Below are 18,716 nucleotides of genomic sequence, written 5' to 3'. Positions count from 1 at the left end.
CAAGGCACTATGTTCAAAACTTATCATTCACAATCACAACAAACGCTTGCACGTCATTTTTCCGGGATCATAAAACCGGATAGCCAAAATCCTTTCTCTAAGCCCTGGGTTATTGTTCAAAACAATGAAATTAAGGAGTGGCTGTCGCTTAAAATAGCGGAAGAGCAGGGTATAGCCGGAAACATTCGGTTCATTTTTCCTTCTGAGTTTTTGTGGATGCTTTACCGGCTACAAAAGGACGAAATTCCCCAGGTTTTACCTGCCGACTTAAATTCAATGCATTGGGCTCTCTTTGAACTGCTTTCATCCAACAAAAACCTTTTGGATCAAATACCTTTTTACGATTCTGGCTCTGACACTTCAAAAAAGAGATTTCAACTGTGCGGACAGCTCGCCGATATATTTGATCAGTATCAGGTGTATCGACCGGAAATGATGGAAAGCTGGCTACAACGGCAATTGGTTACGAAAGATCCGAATGAGCGCTGGCAGCTATCTATTTGGAATGCATTAAATGAACAGTGGACCTCAACCGAAAATATTGAGCATTTACCGAGCAGGTCTCAAGCCTATTCAGAACTGGTAGAATGGCTGGATGATGCCAATCATGAGCTTTGGAGTGGAATACCCGGGAATGTGTACGTATTTGGTTTATCCCACTTGTCAAAGCCGTTTATGGAGATCATAAGCCGTATTGGGAAAAAGCACGACGTTCATTTTTTCTCTTCGGAAAAGGCTGATGATCATTCAAATGAGGATCTGAAACTTTTGCTGGATGATTGGGGGAGATCCACTCAAGAACAACTACAGCTGCTACATGAAATATTGGATAAAAATGAAGTTCCCACAGAGACTAATGGTCCGGAAAACGGTGAGGAAGTCTCCTTTCCGTCGTTCAAAGTACATTCTTGTCATAACATACGTCGCGAAGTACAGGTGCTTAAAGATGAGGTGCTTCGGTATCTGGATAATAACCCTCAAAGCAGGCTTAGCGATGTATTAGTCATGATTCCGGATGTGGAGGCTTATTCCGGTATGATAGAGACGGTTTTTACCAGTGATGTGGGAGAACCTGCAGTTCCTGTTTCGAAATTATCGGGCCGGAATTATCATTCTTCAGAGCACACGCTTAGTGAAGTGCTGGAGCTTTTGTCGTCTCCATTTAAAGCCAGTGCCGTACTCCAGCTGCTAAATAACGAACCTGTTAAAGCTAAATTTTCTTTTTCTGATGCAGATTTGGAACTGATAGAAGGTTGGGTGCTGGAGAATCGTATTTACCAGGGAGTAGGGAATGACTTTAATACCCGGTATAGCTGGAAGAAGGGAGTAAATCAGCTATTATCAGGGTTTAGTATGGAGCCGGAAACTTTGAATGTATATCAGCAAATGGTTCCATATGATCGTATTTCCTCATCGGATGATGCAATGCTTTCGGCCCGGCTTGCTCACTTTATACATTTATTGAGATCAGCCGCAGATAAAATAGCTAATCAGAAGACTCCGGTTGAATGGATTGTATTTACCCGTCGGCTTATTGATGATTTTATCGGGGATGAAAACACCCAAAACTTTCAGGCTGGTACCTTGCGGAAGATGCTTGATAAACTGAAAGAACAGGCATCTTTTACAACCTTTAGCCAAGAAGTTCCATTTACCTTATTGAAAGATTGGCTGGTTGGTCAACTGTCGAATCATGATTCGTCCTCGGGCCGATTTGGGCAGGGGGTTACCGTCAGCTCTTACATTCCATACCGCTCCGTGCCTTTCCGCTTTATAGCTTTATTGGGGATGAATGAAAGTGTATTTCCGAGAAAAGCCATTCGTCCCGAATTTGACCTTATTTATGCTGATCCCAAGCCCGCAGATCGTATTCTGAAAGAGGATGACACTTATTTATTTCTTGAGACCATTCAGGCTGCCCGGGAACATCTTCATATTAGTTACCGGGGGCAAGACCAACACTCTGAGTCCACCCGGCTTCCGTCTATTTTGGTGCAGCAGCTGCTGGATGTATTCTTTGAGTCTCAGAAAGAAGGCATTATCAGGCATAGTTTACACCCATTCAACAAACAATACTTTGTTGGAGACAATCCGAATTCATACTCGGATATAAATCGACAGCTTTCTGAGCGAATGCAAAAGGGGAAGCGAGAAGGTCAACCGGTTTTTATCGATCCAAAACTTACTTCAATAGAAAAAGACCCGCAGGAACAAACACACCTTTCCGACTTGATATCTTTTTTTATTAGTCCCTCTAAATATATATTGCAGAATCAATTAAGTCTTTCATCTTATAATAAATTCAAAGAAATTTCAGACCGTGAGTCTTTTAAGTTAAACAGCTTAGATCGCTACAAGCTTGATCATTTACTCTTTGAAATGCTGCAAAAGAACGAGACGGTTGGCATGGTTAGAAAGTACGCAAGTGCTGCAGCAATGATTCCGGAGGCTTTGGAAGGAGATAAAGTCTTTAATCGTGAAAAGGAAAGTGTTGCAGATTTGTTGAAGCATCTGAAATCCTATACAGAGGCGGGTGAACACACGGAAGAAATCTCTATTGAAGTAGCCGGAATTCAATTATATGGCCCTATTCATGGATTGTATGGCGATTTGTTAGTTTCCTATCGAGTGGGGCAACGCAGGGCCGAACATGAGGTGGAACACTGGCTGAAGCATCTTGTGCTGCTTCAAAGTGGTTACAACCTGAATAGAAGCCTTTACTTATCAAAGGATGGAGCGGATATAGAAGTACTTGAAATCCGGTCATCTGATATTCAATCGAACCCGCTTTCTGAGTATGTAGAGTTCTTTTTTGCCAACAACCCGGTTCTGCATAAAGCTGCTTTCTTTCCGCAATCCTCAAAAGCTTATGCAGATGCTGTTTTAGATGGGAAAGATCCGGAGGAGGCTGTTAAAAAAGCCCGGGCAAAATGGGAGGTTAACCCCCATAAATTATATGCCGAGGAAGCTGATTATTACAACGCTTTGCTTTGGCGGGGATATGATCCAATGGCATTGGGTATTTTTAAAGAGAACGCCCTAAAGTTTTGGGAGCCATTCTTGCAAGCCCAACGAGAGGAGGAGGTATGAGTAAGCCTTTAGCTGTTTTCGAAGCTCCTCTGAAAGGCATAAGCCTGGTGGAGGCCAGTGCGGGTACCGGTAAGACCTATAACATTACCTCATTGTACGTGCGGGCTATTTTGGAGAAAGGACTTGAGCCTTCCCAAATCCTGGTTATGACTTATACAGAGGCTGCTACCGCAGAATTGAAGTTCAGGCTTAGAAGTCGTCTTAAGGAATCGCTACAGGCAATTAAAAGTAATGAAGCCGGTAATGACGGGTTTTTGGAAAATCTTATTAGCCAGGGCTATGATGATGCGGAAGCTAAGCTAAAATCAGCTATAGATAGGTTTGATGAAGCAGCGGTTTTTACTATTCATGGCTTTTGTAGCCGCTTACTGACAGAATACAGCCTTCAGTTTGGAGTTCCCCCCAACCTTGAGCTGCTAACGGATCAATCAGAAGTGCTCCAGGATTGCGTGGACGATTACTGGAGGTCATTTATCAGGGGGGCTGAAACCGATTCTAATGACTTGCTACTGCTTGATTACCTTACAGATGAGGGTTTCGGCCCGGATGAGCTGAAGTCGGTGGTGGATGAAATTATGAATCAGCCAAATTCGGAGGTTATACCGGCTAATTATAACTTAGAAAGATTATATAGTTTAGTTGACCGACTACGGGAGAAATTTGAAGAGGTACAAGTACTCTGGGAAGACGAAGGGAAAGCTCTTGAGGAGATTTACAGGGGAGATGATTTAAACCGCGGTATTTACCGGAAAAGCACAGAGGAAAGTGACTGGCTTATTCTCCGGGAATGGCTGAATAATGACAATGCAAAGATTTGGTATTCGGACAGGCTTGAAAAATTTGGGAGAAAGATAAGTCGTTCAGGGAAAAAGTCTGCCCCCGATATTCCGGAGCTCAATATATCCAGGGCCATAGACGAGTATATGGAAATAGCGGACCGGTTAAAGATGCTGAAGATTGCATTTATACAGGAGTCAATAGGTCAGATAAAAGCAGATTTTGAGAAACAGAAAGAAAATAGCAACCTGCTAACCTACAGTGACTTACTCGAATTAGCTGAAAAAGGATTGAGTGCTGATTCCTCCGGTAAATTGGCTAAACGGTTAAGTATAAAATATCCGCTGGCATTGGTGGATGAATTTCAGGATACGGATCCTATACAGTACAGTATTTTCAAGCAGATTTACTACAAACGGGTGGATGCTGCATTGTTTATGATTGGCGATCCCAAGCAGGCCATCTATGGGTTCAGAGGGGCGGATATATTTACCTACCTGGAGGCCAAGAAAGATTCCGATGATGCACAATCCTATACTTTGAGTGAGAATCACAGGTCTAACAGCAGAATGATTGAAGGGGTTAACGAATTATTCGGGCAATCAGCTTCTCCTTTTTTGATAGATGGTTTTTCCTTTAAACCGGCCCATTTTCCTTCTCAAAAAGAAGATAGCCCATATTTAAAAAGAAAATCCGCAGGAGCAGTAACTCCACTTCAGGCTATTACCTTGGATGGAGATGAATATTCCTCTAAAGGTACACTTGAGGAGGACATTTATACAGCTGTTTGTAACGAAGTGAAGGAGTTGTTATCCGGAGAATACACCTTGAATGGCCGTGAAGTAGAAGAGAAAGACATCGCCATTTTAATCAGGAAGGGATTCCAGGGGGAGAAAATTCAACAAATGCTGCGGGAAAAGGGGCTGAAAAGTGTGTTAAAATCCCGAACCAGTGTATTTCTAACCCGGGAAGCTGATGAATTACTGCTTGTGCTCAAATCCACCCAAGAAATCAGTAATGAGCAGGGAATTCGGGCTGCACTATCGACCGAGTTGTTGGGCTATACCGCCGGGGATATTTACTCTTTACTTCAAGATGAGCAGAAATGGGCAAAAATTATTCAACAGTTTGTTCAACTAAAAGAAATATGGGATAATCAGGGCATTGAGGCGGCATTAGAGCGATTGTTGCAGGAGTTTGGTGTGTTAGGGCGACTATCGGTATTTAAGGACGCAGAGAGGAGAATTACAAACCTCATGCATCTGTCCGAGTTATTAGGCCAGGCTCAAAGAGAACAGCGGGTGCAGGGAAAAGCCCTTTTGAAATGGTATCATCAAAAGCAGCAGAAAAGCAGCGCCGACTCTGACGATGAACAATTGCGGCTGGAAAGTGATGAAGACCTCATTCAGATTTCAACCATACACTCCTCCAAAGGACTTCAGTACCCAATCGTACTATGTCCTTTTTTGTGGGATTCCGGGGCGGATGTAAAATCGACTGACATATTGAAATTTCACCGGGATGGAGTCAATTATATTGATATCAGTCAGGGGATTTCTCATTCGGAGCGGGAGCAATATGAAGCGCTAACAGTTGAGCAGCAAATGGCAGAGGAAGTCAGGCTTACATACGTGGCCTTAACACGGTCGGTAGCTTCGAGCTTTGTGTTTATTCCCAATTACAAGAAGATTGATCAATCCCCATTATCATCAATACTAAACGGCAAGAATGAATCAGATTCACGTAGTTTTGATTCTTTATTGTCCATTCTTAACAAGTGCGATCATATTGAAGTACGTGATCCGGTAGGTGGTAAGTCTGCTAAACGAGATCAGAAATCTGAGACTGTTTCAACTCTTAAGTCGGCCCAGTTCCGAAGAAAGGATATGTATCGATACCCGAAAATGTTGAGTTATTCATCCCTGATGGAGGGAAAGAGTCATACAGACTCAGCTCATGATTACGATGAGTTATTCTACCAATTCGAAAACAAAGCCCCGCTTACACACGATAAATTTGGCTTCCCGAGAGGGGCGAATGCGGGTACTTTTCTGCACAAAATTTTCGAGGATATATCGTTCAATTCTCCCAAGAACCTTGAGCAGGTAATCATTGATAATTTGAATTACTATGGGTTTGAGGAGATATGGAAAACCCCCGTTCAACAATGGGTAGAGGATACCCTGGCTATGGAACTGGGAAATCCGCCGGTCAGTCTTTCAACCCTCAACGATACTGATGTGCTAAAAGAGATGGAGTTCTATTTTCCTGTCCAAAACCTGCAGGTAATTGAAATTTGGGAGATGATCAGGGGAGAGAAACCCGGCTCGGCAGATATCGATCAGGCTTCCGGGTTTATAAAAGGGTTTATCGATCTTATTTTTCGGTCCGGAGACAGGTATTATATCCTGGATTATAAGTCCAACCATCTTGGAGATACTCCGGCCGACTATTCTTCTGAAAACCTTTCTCAGGCAATCATAGATTCAGGCTACGATTTACAGTATCACATATATTCTCTGGCTCTTCATCGTTTTCTTAGAAAAAGAGTAGTACACTATGATTATGAGCAACATTTTGGTGGAGTTCTCTATCTCTTTTTGCGAGGTGTTGATAAGGACAAGCCCGGCAGCGGAGTGTTTTTCCATAGACCAGATTCTGAGTTGATCAGCCAATTGGGTCACTATTTTGAGCAGGGAGGGCATCAATGATGGAAGTCCTGCCTTACCTGGAAAAGCTGTTATCTGAAGAAGTGATCTCTTTACTTGAACTGGAATTTGTACGCTTTCTTAAGCAAATAGAGCCGGACGTAAAACCGGAAGTATTATTAGCAGCAGCTGCCTGTATTTTTGCCCAGCAAAAAGGCCATGTTTGCCTTGATTTCGGAGACTGGAAGGATGAATACTTATTCGAAGACGCCAAATCTGAGATTAAGTTAACTGATTCCCTAAAAAAGGACTGGTCCAGGGCACTGAAAGAAAGCAACCTGGTGAGTAACGGTACTGAACTGCACCCGCTGGTTCTGGAAGGCTCTCGACTGTACCTGCACCGTTATTGGAAGTATGAAGAGGAGTTATGTGCATGGCTGAAACAGAAAGCTGCCCCCCGGTTGGAGTTAAAGGAAAAACATAAGAAGGCTATTCAATCTGTTTTGCCTCCCGCTAACGACTTGTTTGAAGTAAACTGGCAGCATGTAGCCGTGCAGCTTAGCTTTTTGAAAGACCTGCTCGTTATTTCCGGCGGACCGGGAACAGGCAAAACGTTTACAGTTTTGAATATTATTGCTGCTCAGGCACAGGCGTATTCACAACAAGATTTTCGAATTGCGCTGGCAGCACCAACCGGAAAGGCAGCCCGGCGGCTTTCTGAATCAATAGAAAGTGGAAAGAAGAATTTAAACCCCGAAGTTTTAGCAGGAATTGAAATTCCGGATTCGGCCCTGACTGTCCACAAACTTCTCGGGTCTGATTTCAGAGGAAGTACGTTTAAATTCAATGAAGAAAATCATCTTCCATATGATCTTGTAGTGGTAGATGAGGCTTCCATGCTTGATATCAACATGTGGGTAAGGCTGATCAGGTCTATTGGGCCAAATACCAAACTGATTGTACTGGGAGATAAGGATCAGTTGGCCTCTGTGGAAGCGGGCTCTATTCTCGGAGATATATGCGGAAGAGAGAATACCTTTTCTGAAGGAGTGGCAAGTTCTTTAAGAGAACTACAGGGGATTGATATTCCCGTTGGGGACTCAACATCACCAATCAACGACTGTATCTTATTTCTGACAAAAAGCTATCGTTTTGGAAAGAACAGCGGTATCCAAAAATTTGCCGAAGCCGTGAATGAATCTGATGCTGACAAAGCAATTGCTATACTCAAAGATCACAAATTGGAAGGTTTGTCCTGGATTGAACCGGACAGTAAAGCAATAGAAGCAGTTTTTAAAAGCTATGTGCAGGATCATTATAAGGATTACAGTCGGCTTCCGGAAGAACAGAGACTGGCCGCTTCACATAATAAAAAGATTCTCTGTGCCCTCAGGAGAGGACCATTTGGTGTGGAGTACATAAATGAACGAGCGGAACGGATAATACGAAGAAATGAAAGCAGGATAGATAACCGTGAATGGTATGATGGCCGGATTGTAATGGCTACACGGAATGACTCATTATTAAAAGTAAAGAATGGCGAAATTGGGATTTATCAGAGAAAAGGGGAGGTCATCGAGTTTGAAGGAGATCGTCCTGTCAGGGTCTCAGCCGCCCGTTTAAAAGACTATGAACCCGCATTTGCGCTTACTATCCACAAAAGTCAGGGCTCTGAATTTGATGAAGTAGCCATCATATTGCCAAATCAAGTAAATACAGTACTTTCGAAAGAGATTCTTTATACAGCTGTAACAAGAGCAAGGCTGAGCACTCTTATCATTGTTAAGGAAGAAATTTTAAGGAGAATAATCGAACGAACTGTATCAAGAAAAAGTGGTGTAAAACAAAAGTTGTGGGAATAGCTGAAGAAGAACTTCATTAAATCTCGGAACAAACCCATTCAAAAAAAGCTACAATGCAATTAAGCATAGTAGCCTTCTATATTTTTGTACCCCAAAAAGCCAACGTATCAGGGGGGAGCGGTTGATAGCCGTTTCCCCTTATTTCTTTCCCTAATATGCGAATAGATTTATTTAAATGCCCTTAGAGATTCCTAATTCGTATTAGAGAATTTTTAACATTTCCATAAGCAATTTTAGCAGGGATATCGTGAAATGCCACTCGGAACAAAGTTTTTTACTACCGGTTTAAGGCTGTGAACATGAATCCAAGAAAAATCGAAATGTTTACAACAAATCATATAAAACTATCAATTGTAATTTTAATAACGGCGTTGGTAGCTATGGGTTGTTCAACAAGCTCATCCAATAATGGAAGTGCTACCATAGAAGGTTCAGTACAGCCCGAATCTTCCAAACAAAAAGTTGCAACTTCTTCTGTAGAAGGAGCCGTTGTAACTGCTGCCAGAGTTACCTCTGATGGTTCTTTAGAAACCATGGAAGGTACCGAAACAGAAACGAATGCGTCAGGCAGTTTTATGCTTGAAGTAGATGTGGAAGCAGCTGAAAACATTGTTATTGTTGCGAAGAAAGAGGGTAACGAATGGAGAGGTTTTCTTTCCGGTGAAGTTGAAAACGGTAGTTCCGTTTCACTAAAACCCATCAACACAGAATCTACGGCAGAGTCTTCGGTGTTTGCTGAAGTTGTTGCCTCAGGCAACGCTGATATCGTTCAGAAGTCTGATATCGAAGCTGTGGTGACCAATAACGTGGCATCAGAGGTAGAATCCGGACTTACTTCTTCTGCTCAAATTGCAGCCGCTCTTAAAAATTCTGCGGAAGCAAGAGTAGAGTTCTATAGCGAAATGATGCAGGACAATTCCGAAGAAGCCCTTGAAGAAACCTACGAACTATTAGCGGAAGCTCAGTTCCAGTTAGAATCTGAACTTGCTGCTTCTTCAAGTGCTGAAGCACGATCAGAAGCGTACGACGTATTTATAGAATCAACCGTTAACGCATACGTTAATGCCGGACTGGATGCATCTGCAACAGCCAAAGCTCTCGAAATGTGGAGCCGTGTTACTGTTAATAGTATGACAGCCGTTTCCTCTGAAATCAAAAATGATGCAAGAGCTCAAGCTTCTTTAATCGCTGCAACTGCTGTTGACTTAGCCGTGCAGGCAGAAGCTGAAGCAACGGAAATGTCTGAAAGTTCTAAGCAGGCAATTATAGATGCTGGCGTAGAACTGCGATCCGACATTGAAGCAAGTGCCGGTGTAGCCAGCGAAGTAGAAGCTGCATTTGAAGCATACCATGACAAAGTAAGAAACACCATGGAAAGCGATACGGCATTTGAAGCAACCGTTATTCTGAATATTGACAATGAGATTAATTCAGATAATGGTGCCAAATCAAATTTCAGTAGCTCTATTTCAGGAATCCTGAAAGCAAGTGCTGTATTTGATGTGTATGAATCATTCTTTACAAGTATTCAGGGAACAGTAGAGAGTAACCTGTCAGGCAGCAGTGAATCTGAAATTGAAGCTGTCAGCCAAATCATGATTCTCATCAATCTTGCGTCTTAAACGTAACAACGATAAGAAATAAAAAACCCCGGCACATTAACTTGTGTCGGGGTTTTCTTTTTGAAATAGCAATTCCGTTAATTCGAACTGCCCGCTTCTTTCACTTCGAGCAACTCTACTTTAAATACCAATGTCTCATTAGGCCCAATCGGACTGCCCTGTGGAGCTCTGCTGCCATAAGCAAGCTCGGCCGGAATATAGAACTCGTAAGTTGCGCCTTCTTTCATGAGCTGTACGCCTTCCGTCCAACCCGGAATTACACGGTTAAGAGGAAATTCAGCTGGCTGACCTCTGTCGTAAGAACTGTCGAATACTTCTCCGTCCAGCAGCTTTCCTTCATAGTGCACGCGAACGGTACTTTCAGCCGAAGGAGACGCTCCATCACCTTCTTCAATCACTTTATATTGAAGGCCGGATTCGGTTTCCTGAACGCCTTCTTTGTTGATGTTTTCTTCAAGAAACGCCTGACCGGCTTCCAGGTTTTCCTGGCTTCTCATTTCGGTTAATTCCTGCAGGTAGCTGCTGGTAACCGAACGAATTTGTTCCTGGGTAAGTAGACCGTCTTCTGATGATAGTCCGGCATTAATTCCGGCATTGTAGTTATTCATTTCCAGTTCATCGATGCCTTCACGGCTCAAAAACATTCCATTTTGGAAACCAAGGGCATAGCTGACGCTGTCGAGTTTGGTGCTGAGGTCAGCTTCGGAAGAGCTTGCTCCCATTTTTTGTTGATTGCATGCTGAAACTAACAGCATAGCGCTCAGTAGAGAACTGAAGAATAGTTTATTAAATCTCATAGTAAAGTTTTGATGATTAGAATTATAAAGTTCAATTTCGTTAATCATTATAAAATAGGGCAAATCATAGCAAAGTGGAATAAATAATCCGTCATCTGTGTATATTGTAGCATCATAAGAAATTTCAATACAGACGAGACCATTGACATTTAACGATTTTGACTTCAAAGACGAGCTTAAAGCCGGCTTGAGAGACATTGGCTACACGGAACCGACTCCCATACAAGAACAGACCATACCCATCATCCTTCAGAAAAAGGATATTATTGGAGCCGCACAAACTGGTACAGGGAAAACAGGGGCATTTGTTATTCCTGTACTACAACAGATTTTAGAAAATCCATCCGAACATACTCAGGCGTTAATCTTATCCCCAACCCGGGAACTGGCGCAACAAATAGACGAACAGATTTTTGCACTCGGATACCACACCGGGATTTCCTCTGCTAATATTATTGGGGGTGAAGATTTTTCTCAGCAAGCCAAAGCCATCCGCTCCGGTGTAGATATTATTGTTGCCACGCCGGGAAGGCTGATTGATCAGACCAAGGTGCTGGACATTGACTTCAGTCACATCAAGTTTTTGGTGTTGGATGAGGCCGATCGTATGCTCGATATGGGCTTTTTACCGGATGTGACTAAAATCATAAAAAAGCTTCCTAAAGAGCGCCAAACAATGTTGTTCTCCGCCACGATGCCAAATGAGATCAAGGATTTGGCCAATCAGTTTATGAATGATCCTGAGAAAGTGGAGCTCGCTATTGAAAAGCCATCGGGCAGTATTGAACAGCAGGCTTATTTTGTGGATCAAAAACAGAAGCTAAGCCTGGTTCAGAGTGTGCTGGATGATCTGAAGTGGGATTCTTGTATTATCTTCTGTGCTACCAAAAGAGGAACAGACGAGCTGGAACGCTTACTGGTTAAGAAGGGGATTAAGGCCGGCAGTATTCACGGCGACCGCGATCAGGATGAAAGAAATAAAGCTTTACATGAATTTAAAAGCGGACAGGTACCCGTTATTGTAGCCACGGATGTATTGGCTCGCGGTATTGATATCGCAGATGTTTCTTTAATTATTAATTATGATGTACCCCGCGCCGTGGATGATTATGTGCACCGTATTGGCCGGACCGGTCGTTATGATAAGACCGGTGTTGCCGTCACCTTTGTAAACAAAAAGGACAAACGTGCTTTTAAAGCCATTCAGGATAAAGTAGGGGACCAGCTGGAGATTTTGGACCTACCATCTTCAGGTAAACCTGCTTCCCAGGACAAAAAATCATCAAAAAGTACATCAGAGAAAAAGAGACGGCCATCCGAATCGAAGAAGAAGTCTGAATCAGATAGCGAAAAAGAAAAATCAGATAAACCGAAACCGGAAAAGAAAAAGACCAAAAAGTTGACTCAAAAAGAGATAGCTGAAGCCAACAAAAAAGTTCAAAACCTGGATTCTGTTGACGTTGTCTTGAAAGGAAGTGCTGCCAAGGATTCGAAACCGAAAGCAAAGAAACAATCGTCGGAGAAACCCAAGCGGTCTGATAATAACAAGGCCCCCCAGGAGCCGGTTATTCCAGCCGAACGCATTACCAAGGCTACCAAAAGGAATCAGAATTCACTAAAGCCTGCAAAAGGTTTGTGGGGACTGATCAAGGCGTTCTTTTCATAAAAGGATAGCCATACTTTTACATTCTCTTAATTCAAAGCCTAAGCAGAACCGTTACTTTCAGAAAAAAATTAGCTATGAAAAAGTTTTTATTTCTATCCGTACTGTTAATCATTTCAACTTCCTGCCAGAACCCGGATAATTCTGAGAACACCGAAGTCATGCCGGTTGCAACTTCAGACTCAGAAACACCGGAACTCTTACCGCTTGTAGAAGGAAAGACGGTTAAGAACATCATCTTTTTAATAGGAGACGGTACCGGATTGGCACAAATCACATCCGGGCAATATGCTTTGGTTGGCCCGGACGGCTTGCTGCACATGCAAACAATGCCGGTAACCGGGTTTGTGAAAACGCACTCTTCGGATAATCTAATTACCGATTCCGCTTCAGGGGCAACGGCCTATTCATGCGGACTGAAAACTTATAACGGAGCTATCGCCGTAAACCCGGATAAGCAAGCTTGTAAGACTATTTTAGAATTAGCTGAAGAGATGGGCTTGAGCACCGGATTAATAGCCACTTCCTCTATAACCCATGCTACGCCGGCCAGTTTTGCCTCTCATGTAGAAAGCCGGAGTATGGAGGAAGAAATAGCGGTTCAGTTGCTGAGTTCCGGAACTGAAGTTATGCTGGGCGGAGGGTTCGAATTCTTTTCCTCACAATACCGCAGCGACTCCTTAGACCTGATCTCACAAGCAGAGGAAGCTGGGTATCAGTTACTTCGCAATGAAGAAGAGCTTGATAACAGTGAAGCTGAAATGCTTTTGGGTTTATTTGCAAATGATGGCCTTGAAAGAGCAGAAGGAGAGCCATCGACAGCAGCTATGACCTCAAAAGCTCTGAATATATTAAGCCGTAATGAAGCCGGTTTTTTCCTCATGATTGAAGGAAGTCAGATTGATTGGGGCGGTCATGGAAACGACACCGATTATGTACTCAATGAAGTGGAAGATTTTGATGCAGCTGTAAAAACAGCCCTCGACTTTGCACGTGAGGATGGAGAGACGTTAGTTGTATTGACTGCTGATCACGAAACCGGCGGGATGACATTACAGCGGCAGCGTGCTGAAGGAGATTCTTTAGAGATTTACTGGACTACCGGCTATCACACCGGAACACCCGTTCCACTGATGGCTTATGGTCCGCAGGCTACCGAGTTTATGGGATGGAGAGACAATACCTATGTGGGTAAAAGAATGGCCGAATTGCTGAAGCTCGGTTCTCTCCCTCAAATGAAGTAAAGAAAAAACTACGAAAGCTGGTGATCAGCTATTTCTGATGAGTCAGTTCGTTTAAATGACATGGAGAAGTAGGTTCCTTTTCCATCTTTATTGTTGGTGTATTCGTAGTTGGCTTCAATTTGCTGGCTGAGCACATCGATCAAGTGTACACCCAAAGAGCCCTGTTCTGTATTCTTTTCGGAAGGGAAGCCAATGCCATTGTCAGTTATTTCAATCCGGATAAGTTTATCCTTTTCTGATAGGGTAAAATTGATTTTACCTTCTTCTTTGTTTGGGAAAGCGTGTTTGTAAGTATTCGTCAATACCTCATTTACAATGAGAGAGGCGGGAATAGCCTGATTAATGTTCAGGTGAATGAGTTCACAATCGATATCAACCTCTACATTCGTTCTTGTTTGCAGGGTTTCTGAAATGTTCTCTACAAGTCTGGTCAGCGTATCCGAAAACTCCAGCTTTGAAAAGCTCTGCGACTGGTACAACAATTCATGAACCGTTGCCATGGTTTTTATCCGAACTACGCTGTCGTACAATTTCTCCTTCAGGCTATCATTTTCAGCTTCGTAAGCCTGTAGCTGCATCATTCCGGAAACAACAGCGAGATTGTTTTTCACCCGGTGATGAATTTCAGAGAGCAACGTATTTTTCTCTGCCAATGACTCCTGCAGCTGTTTTTCAGCCGCCTTTTCTGTTGTTACATCTTTCTGGGTTCCCCACACGCGTGTCAGATAACCATCCTTTATAATTCCGGTAATACTGTTTAGAAAGTATTTAGGGTTACCATCCTTATCTAACTCAATACTCAGGGCATCTTTGATTTTATAATTTGCTTCAATTATTCCTTTAAAATACTCAATAATGTGGTCGCTCTTTTCATTGCCAAAAAAGAACTCAAGATTTTTACCGATGATTATATTGCTATCATTATATCCGTACATTTCTGCCATTACTTCGTTACAAGCTGCCATATAACCTTTTTTGAAGAATAGTGGTATCTGCTCAAGAGGAGGCAGGGTAGTATCAATAGGATCTCTAAACTCGAACAAATAAATGCCCTCCGTACTGTTTTGTACAAAGCCACGATATTGTTCCTCGCTTTTTCGTAACGACTGTTCAGTAAGCTTTTGTTCGGTAATATCTATGGATGTGCCCACAAGACTTGTTACGGCACCGTCCTCATCTTTCAGTGGAGTCAGTGTGGTCAAATAATATCGTTCACCTTTATCCGGCAAGTTTATCTTCTCTTCGTAAGAGATTCTTTCACCTTCGTTCACGCATCGTTGGTACACGTTCTTAAGGTGATTTGCGACTTCAGCCGGGAATATCTCATGGGTGTATTTGCCTACAATTTCATCTCTCTCTTTATTGATAAAGGCCAGTTGAGCTTTGTTTACATCTTTGATGCTGAATAATCCGGTGTCGTGTACATTGACAACAAAAACACTGTTGGGGATGTTATCCAGTATCTGACGACTGTATGAGGTTGAAACCATGAAGTACTAACTCTTAAAAGCTTGGAATAGTAATATGTTATTTAACAAAGAGCGTTGCAGTGCGTACCTGTTTTAGTACTTATCGAAGGTAAACGAGTTTTCTTTAGGAAAAAATTACATTTATTTAAGATGCCTGTTTCCTATGCCTTTGTTGTTATGTTTTCGGAATGATAATTCAAAAAGAGTTCCTGAAGTTCCATTCTCATACTTGTACGTGGCATCGATTTGATCACTTAAAACCCGAATTAAATGAAAGCCTAAAGAGGTGTTTACATCTACGTCAAAACCTTCGGGAAATCCTACACCGTCATCTTTTATCTGAATATTTATAAGCTCGTTCTTTTTATCCAGCTTGAACGCCACATTCCCTTTTTCACGTCCTTTAAAAGCGTGTTTATAAATATTTGTGATCACTTCATTTACGATCAATGAAGCGGGTATGGCCTGATTTATGTTTAATTTAATTGGTTCACAGTCAATGGTTGTATCTATATAGGTGTTGGAACGCAGGGTGTCGGATATATTCTCCACAAGTTTTTGGAGGGTATCAGAGAATTCAAGCTTTGAAAAGCTTTGAGACTGGTACAGCAGTTCATGTACTGTGGCCATGGTTTTGATGCGAACCACGCTGTCAAACAGTTTAGCTTGTAAATCAGCGTTTTCGGTATCATAGGCCTGCAGTTGAATCATCCCGGAAACAACGGCCAGATTATTTTTTACGCGGTGATGGATTTCTGAAAGCAGTGTTTCTTTTTCAGATAGGGAGGCCTGAATTTCTTGTTTTGAGAAGACTTCTTCGGTAATGTCCTGAATAGCCCCAATCATCCGGGTAGCCCATCCGTCTTCATTTCTTTTGATGTATCCGTTTTCCCTCACATGCGCATAGTCTCCATTCGCTTTCTTCAGCCGATACTCATACGCCCAATGATTCATTGAAGCATCCTTAAGGGTAAACTTTAAAGCCTCCCGAACTTCTTCTACATCGTCGGGGTGAATCAGGTCGATCCATCGGTTAACAGAGGCATCGATATCCGAAGGTTTGTACCCAAACAGCGAGTACAAGCCATCTCCCCAGTGGATGGTATTTTTTTCAGCATCCCAGTCATAAATGGCATCACGAGTGGCTTTGGAAACATAGTGGTAGCGCTCCAGGCTATTCTGGAGTTTTTCCTCATACTTTTTACGTTCGGTAATATCTGTAAGAGAGCCAACAATAGAAACCGTTTCACCATTAACTACCAGGGGAGCTTCGTTTACTTCAACCCAAATAATCTCGTCTTTACCTGTTCGTAACTGAAGCTCATAAGGCGGTTGGGTTTCACCTGTTTCAATTGCTTTCTGTGTTATTGCCACTCCTTTTTGATTGATGGGGTGATCGGTAATGAATTCCGTCCATCGTTTTTTGGCTTCTTCCGGTTCATACCCCAGAAAGTAGTTCGATTGAGGACTCACGTAGTTCAGAACTCCATCAACACCATGGGTGTAAAACATATTGGTGCTGTGCTCAACAACATTTCGGTATTTTTGTTCTGCTTTCTTAAGTTTTTCCTCGGCTATTTTCCGGTCTGTGATGTCCTGGGTACTCCCAAAAATCCGGATACATTCGCCATTGGCTTGTTCAGGAGTTCCTACAGCACGGATCCACTTTTTATTTCCCTTGGCTGTAATTATGGTCAGTTCAACATCGAAGGATTCATTATGTTCGATGGCATTTTCTACTGCTTTTTCAATTTCCTTCCTGCTTTTGCCTTTCTCATAAAACTCAATCGCAGTGTTCAGGTCCGGTTCATAGTCTGGCGGTACATCGTGAAGTTCTTTGATAAACGGAGACCAAAACAATTTTTCCTGCTTAAGATCAAGCTCCCAATTTCCGATTTTGGCAATCTGATAAGTTTCCTCCATCAGATTGATGAGCCTTTTTTGCTCATTAATATCGATCATTAGTCCCCGCAGTAAATCCGGCTTACCGTTTTTGGTGATTACAGTAACTACATCCCGAACCCATATATATTCCCCCGAGGCTTTTTTAAACCGGTATTCAAAGTCGTGATTGAGTCCTTTTTTTGTCTGGTTCTGGCAGTATGCTACGGATTCCTGGCGATCTTCGGGGTGAATATTATTCTCCCAGAAATCAGAATTATTGATCCACTCTTCAGCACTATATCCAAACAAATATTCCGACTGCGGACTGATGTAGGTAAACTCATAGGTGTCGGCTTTAGCTTCCCAAATAACACCTTCAACACTTCTCACCAGCGATTCATACTTCTCTTTGGATCGTTCGAGTAGTTTTTCTGTCAATACCTGCTCATGAACGTCTCTGATATTATCGACAATTCCGGCAACTGAGGGTTCATGTCTCAAGTCGGTAATAGACGTTTCGTACCACCTCCATGTTCGGTCTCTTTGCTGCATCCGAACAGGGGGCACTTTCACATCCTTTCCGGGGTTTTCCATTGCTTCCCGGAGAGCCTTTTCAACCAGATGAAAATCTTCAGGATGGGTAACATCGGTTACATTTAAATTTTGCGCCTCTTCCGGCTTGTAGCCAAAAACGGGTTCTACAGAAGGGGTTATATATTTAGGGTCTCCTTTACTGTCAAGGATAACTACAACATCACCTCCTTGTTCAACAAGGGATCGAAAACGAGCTTCCTTTTCTTCTAAACTCTGTTTGGCCTCTTTTTCAGAAGTAATTTCTCGCAGTGATATAAATGCCCCAAAAATGTCACCATTGGAACGTTTTGCTGGTTTGTATAAAACATTGAAATACCTGTAATCACCGCCCGGAATTGGAACAGGGAGTTCTATTTCAATGGTTTCTCCACTAAGCACATGTTCATATATCTTTTCAATCTCTTTTCTTCTTTCAGGTAGCGCGTATTCAAGTATTGAAATCCCTTTTTGAACCTCTATACCGAAAATTTCTTTATAATTTTGCACAAACTGATCATTACATAGCAGTATTTCTAAATTCTCATTGGTTAAAATAAAGCTTCCTTCGGTGTGATTAAGGATGATATCTTTCTGTTCCTCAATTAACACATTCTCGGTAATGTCAGAGGCTGTACAAAGCAGGTAGGCTAAACAATCTTCGTTATTATAATAGGGAGCTACAGTAAATTCCCAGTATGTAAGCTGAGGCTTACCCTTATCAGTGGTAATATCGTACCGGATTTTTGGGATTTTATGTATTTGTTCAGTTTCAAGGGCTTTTCGAAATGATGACAAGACCACTTGAAAATCGGAAAACTTATGATTCTCACAACTATTTTGATAAGCATCAGAAAAAGATTTTCCAACGATATCTTTCCCTTGCCGGCTCGAAACTTTTTTAAAGGCATCGTTTACAGCCACAATGGTAAAAGCCGGATCATCAATGTTTATAAGGGCCGTGGGAACAGGCAGTGCCCTAAAGATCTCAACGTTTTTTTCTTTTTCTATCATACTTAATGATAACTACTTATCAAACCAAAATCCCGAGCTTGCTAATTCAAGCCAAGGGAGTGTAACTCTATTAAAC

Annotated in this window: 9 protein-coding genes; 6 read left to right on the top strand and 3 right to left on the bottom strand. The window is 42.3% G+C overall.

What is annotated here, in order from left to right; genetic code table 11:
* Window positions 1-9 precede the first annotated feature (9 nt).
* From JJ941_RS05485 to JJ941_RS05470, 4 genes are all read left to right on the top strand, one after another.
* Window positions 10-3,090, top strand: a complete 3,081-nt coding sequence (locus JJ941_RS05485; RefSeq protein ID WP_290962658.1) for an exodeoxyribonuclease V subunit gamma — start codon at window positions 10-12, stop codon at window positions 3,088-3,090.
* On the top strand, window positions 3,087-6,578 hold the full coding sequence (gene recB / locus JJ941_RS05480) for an exodeoxyribonuclease V subunit beta (RefSeq protein ID WP_290962657.1): 3,492 nt from the start codon (window positions 3,087-3,089) through the stop codon (window positions 6,576-6,578). The genes JJ941_RS05485 and recB overlap by 4 nt, the downstream gene beginning before the upstream one ends.
* The gene (recD, locus tag JJ941_RS05475) at window positions 6,575-8,377 is read left to right on the top strand and encodes an exodeoxyribonuclease V subunit alpha (RefSeq protein WP_290962656.1); all 1,803 of its coding nucleotides are present in this window, start codon (window positions 6,575-6,577) and stop codon (window positions 8,375-8,377) included. Before recB ends, recD begins: the two co-directional genes overlap by 4 nt.
* A 299-nt stretch (window positions 8,378-8,676) precedes the next feature.
* On the top strand, window positions 8,677-9,999 hold the full coding sequence (locus JJ941_RS05470; RefSeq protein ID WP_290962655.1) for a hypothetical protein: 1,323 nt from the start codon (window positions 8,677-8,679) through the stop codon (window positions 9,997-9,999).
* 77 nt (window positions 10,000-10,076) lie between these two features.
* Here JJ941_RS05470 and JJ941_RS05465 read toward each other — a convergent pair whose 3' ends face one another.
* Complete coding sequence (locus tag JJ941_RS05465; RefSeq protein WP_290962653.1) at window positions 10,077-10,754, bottom strand: FKBP-type peptidyl-prolyl cis-trans isomerase; 678 nt, start codon at window positions 10,752-10,754, stop codon at window positions 10,077-10,079.
* Between the two features lie 184 nt (window positions 10,755-10,938).
* Between JJ941_RS05465 and JJ941_RS05460 the strand changes: the two genes are divergently transcribed.
* Complete coding sequence (locus JJ941_RS05460) at window positions 10,939-12,462, top strand: DEAD/DEAH box helicase (RefSeq protein ID WP_290962651.1); 1,524 nt, start codon at window positions 10,939-10,941, stop codon at window positions 12,460-12,462.
* 74 nt (window positions 12,463-12,536) lie between these two features.
* The gene (locus JJ941_RS05455; RefSeq protein WP_290962649.1) at window positions 12,537-13,703 is read left to right on the top strand and encodes an alkaline phosphatase; all 1,167 of its coding nucleotides are present in this window, start codon (window positions 12,537-12,539) and stop codon (window positions 13,701-13,703) included.
* Between the two features lie 8 nt (window positions 13,704-13,711).
* On the opposite strand, the gene JJ941_RS05450 is transcribed toward JJ941_RS05455, so the two are convergent.
* On the bottom strand, window positions 13,712-15,193 hold the full coding sequence (locus tag JJ941_RS05450; protein WP_290962647.1) for a histidine kinase dimerization/phosphoacceptor domain -containing protein: 1,482 nt from the start codon (window positions 15,191-15,193) through the stop codon (window positions 13,712-13,714).
* A gap of 120 nt (window positions 15,194-15,313) precedes the next feature.
* Window positions 15,314-18,640: a PAS domain S-box protein gene (locus JJ941_RS05445; RefSeq protein WP_290962645.1), complete on the bottom strand. Its 3,327-nt coding sequence runs from the start codon at window positions 18,638-18,640 to the stop codon at window positions 15,314-15,316.
* Between the last annotated feature and the right edge of the window lie 76 nt (window positions 18,641-18,716).

It is taken from the genome of Gracilimonas sp. (genome assembly GCF_017641085.1).
In the GTDB taxonomy this organism is placed as follows: domain Bacteria; phylum Bacteroidota; class Rhodothermia; order Balneolales; family Balneolaceae; genus Gracilimonas.
This window is presented reverse-complemented; position numbering and strand designations above follow the sequence as displayed.

Coding starts and splice junctions, on each gene's coding strand:
- recD (WP_290962656.1), top strand. CDS start 6,575: ATGATGGAAGTCCTGCCTTACCTGGAAAAGCTGTTATCTGAAGAAGTG.
- JJ941_RS05470 (WP_290962655.1), top strand. CDS start 8,677: ATGAATCCAAGAAAAATCGAAATGTTTACAACAAATCATATAAAACTA.
- JJ941_RS05450 (WP_290962647.1), bottom strand. CDS start 15,193: ATGGTTTCAACCTCATACAGTCGTCAGATACTGGATAACATCCCCAAC.
- JJ941_RS05485 (WP_290962658.1), top strand. CDS start 10: ATGTTCAAAACTTATCATTCACAATCACAACAAACGCTTGCACGTCAT.
- JJ941_RS05455 (WP_290962649.1), top strand. CDS start 12,537: ATGAAAAAGTTTTTATTTCTATCCGTACTGTTAATCATTTCAACTTCC.
- JJ941_RS05445 (WP_290962645.1), bottom strand. CDS start 18,640: ATGATAGAAAAAGAAAAAAACGTTGAGATCTTTAGGGCACTGCCTGTT.
- JJ941_RS05465 (WP_290962653.1), bottom strand. CDS start 10,754: ATGCTGTTAGTTTCAGCATGCAATCAACAAAAAATGGGAGCAAGCTCT.
- recB (WP_290962657.1), top strand. CDS start 3,087: ATGAGTAAGCCTTTAGCTGTTTTCGAAGCTCCTCTGAAAGGCATAAGC.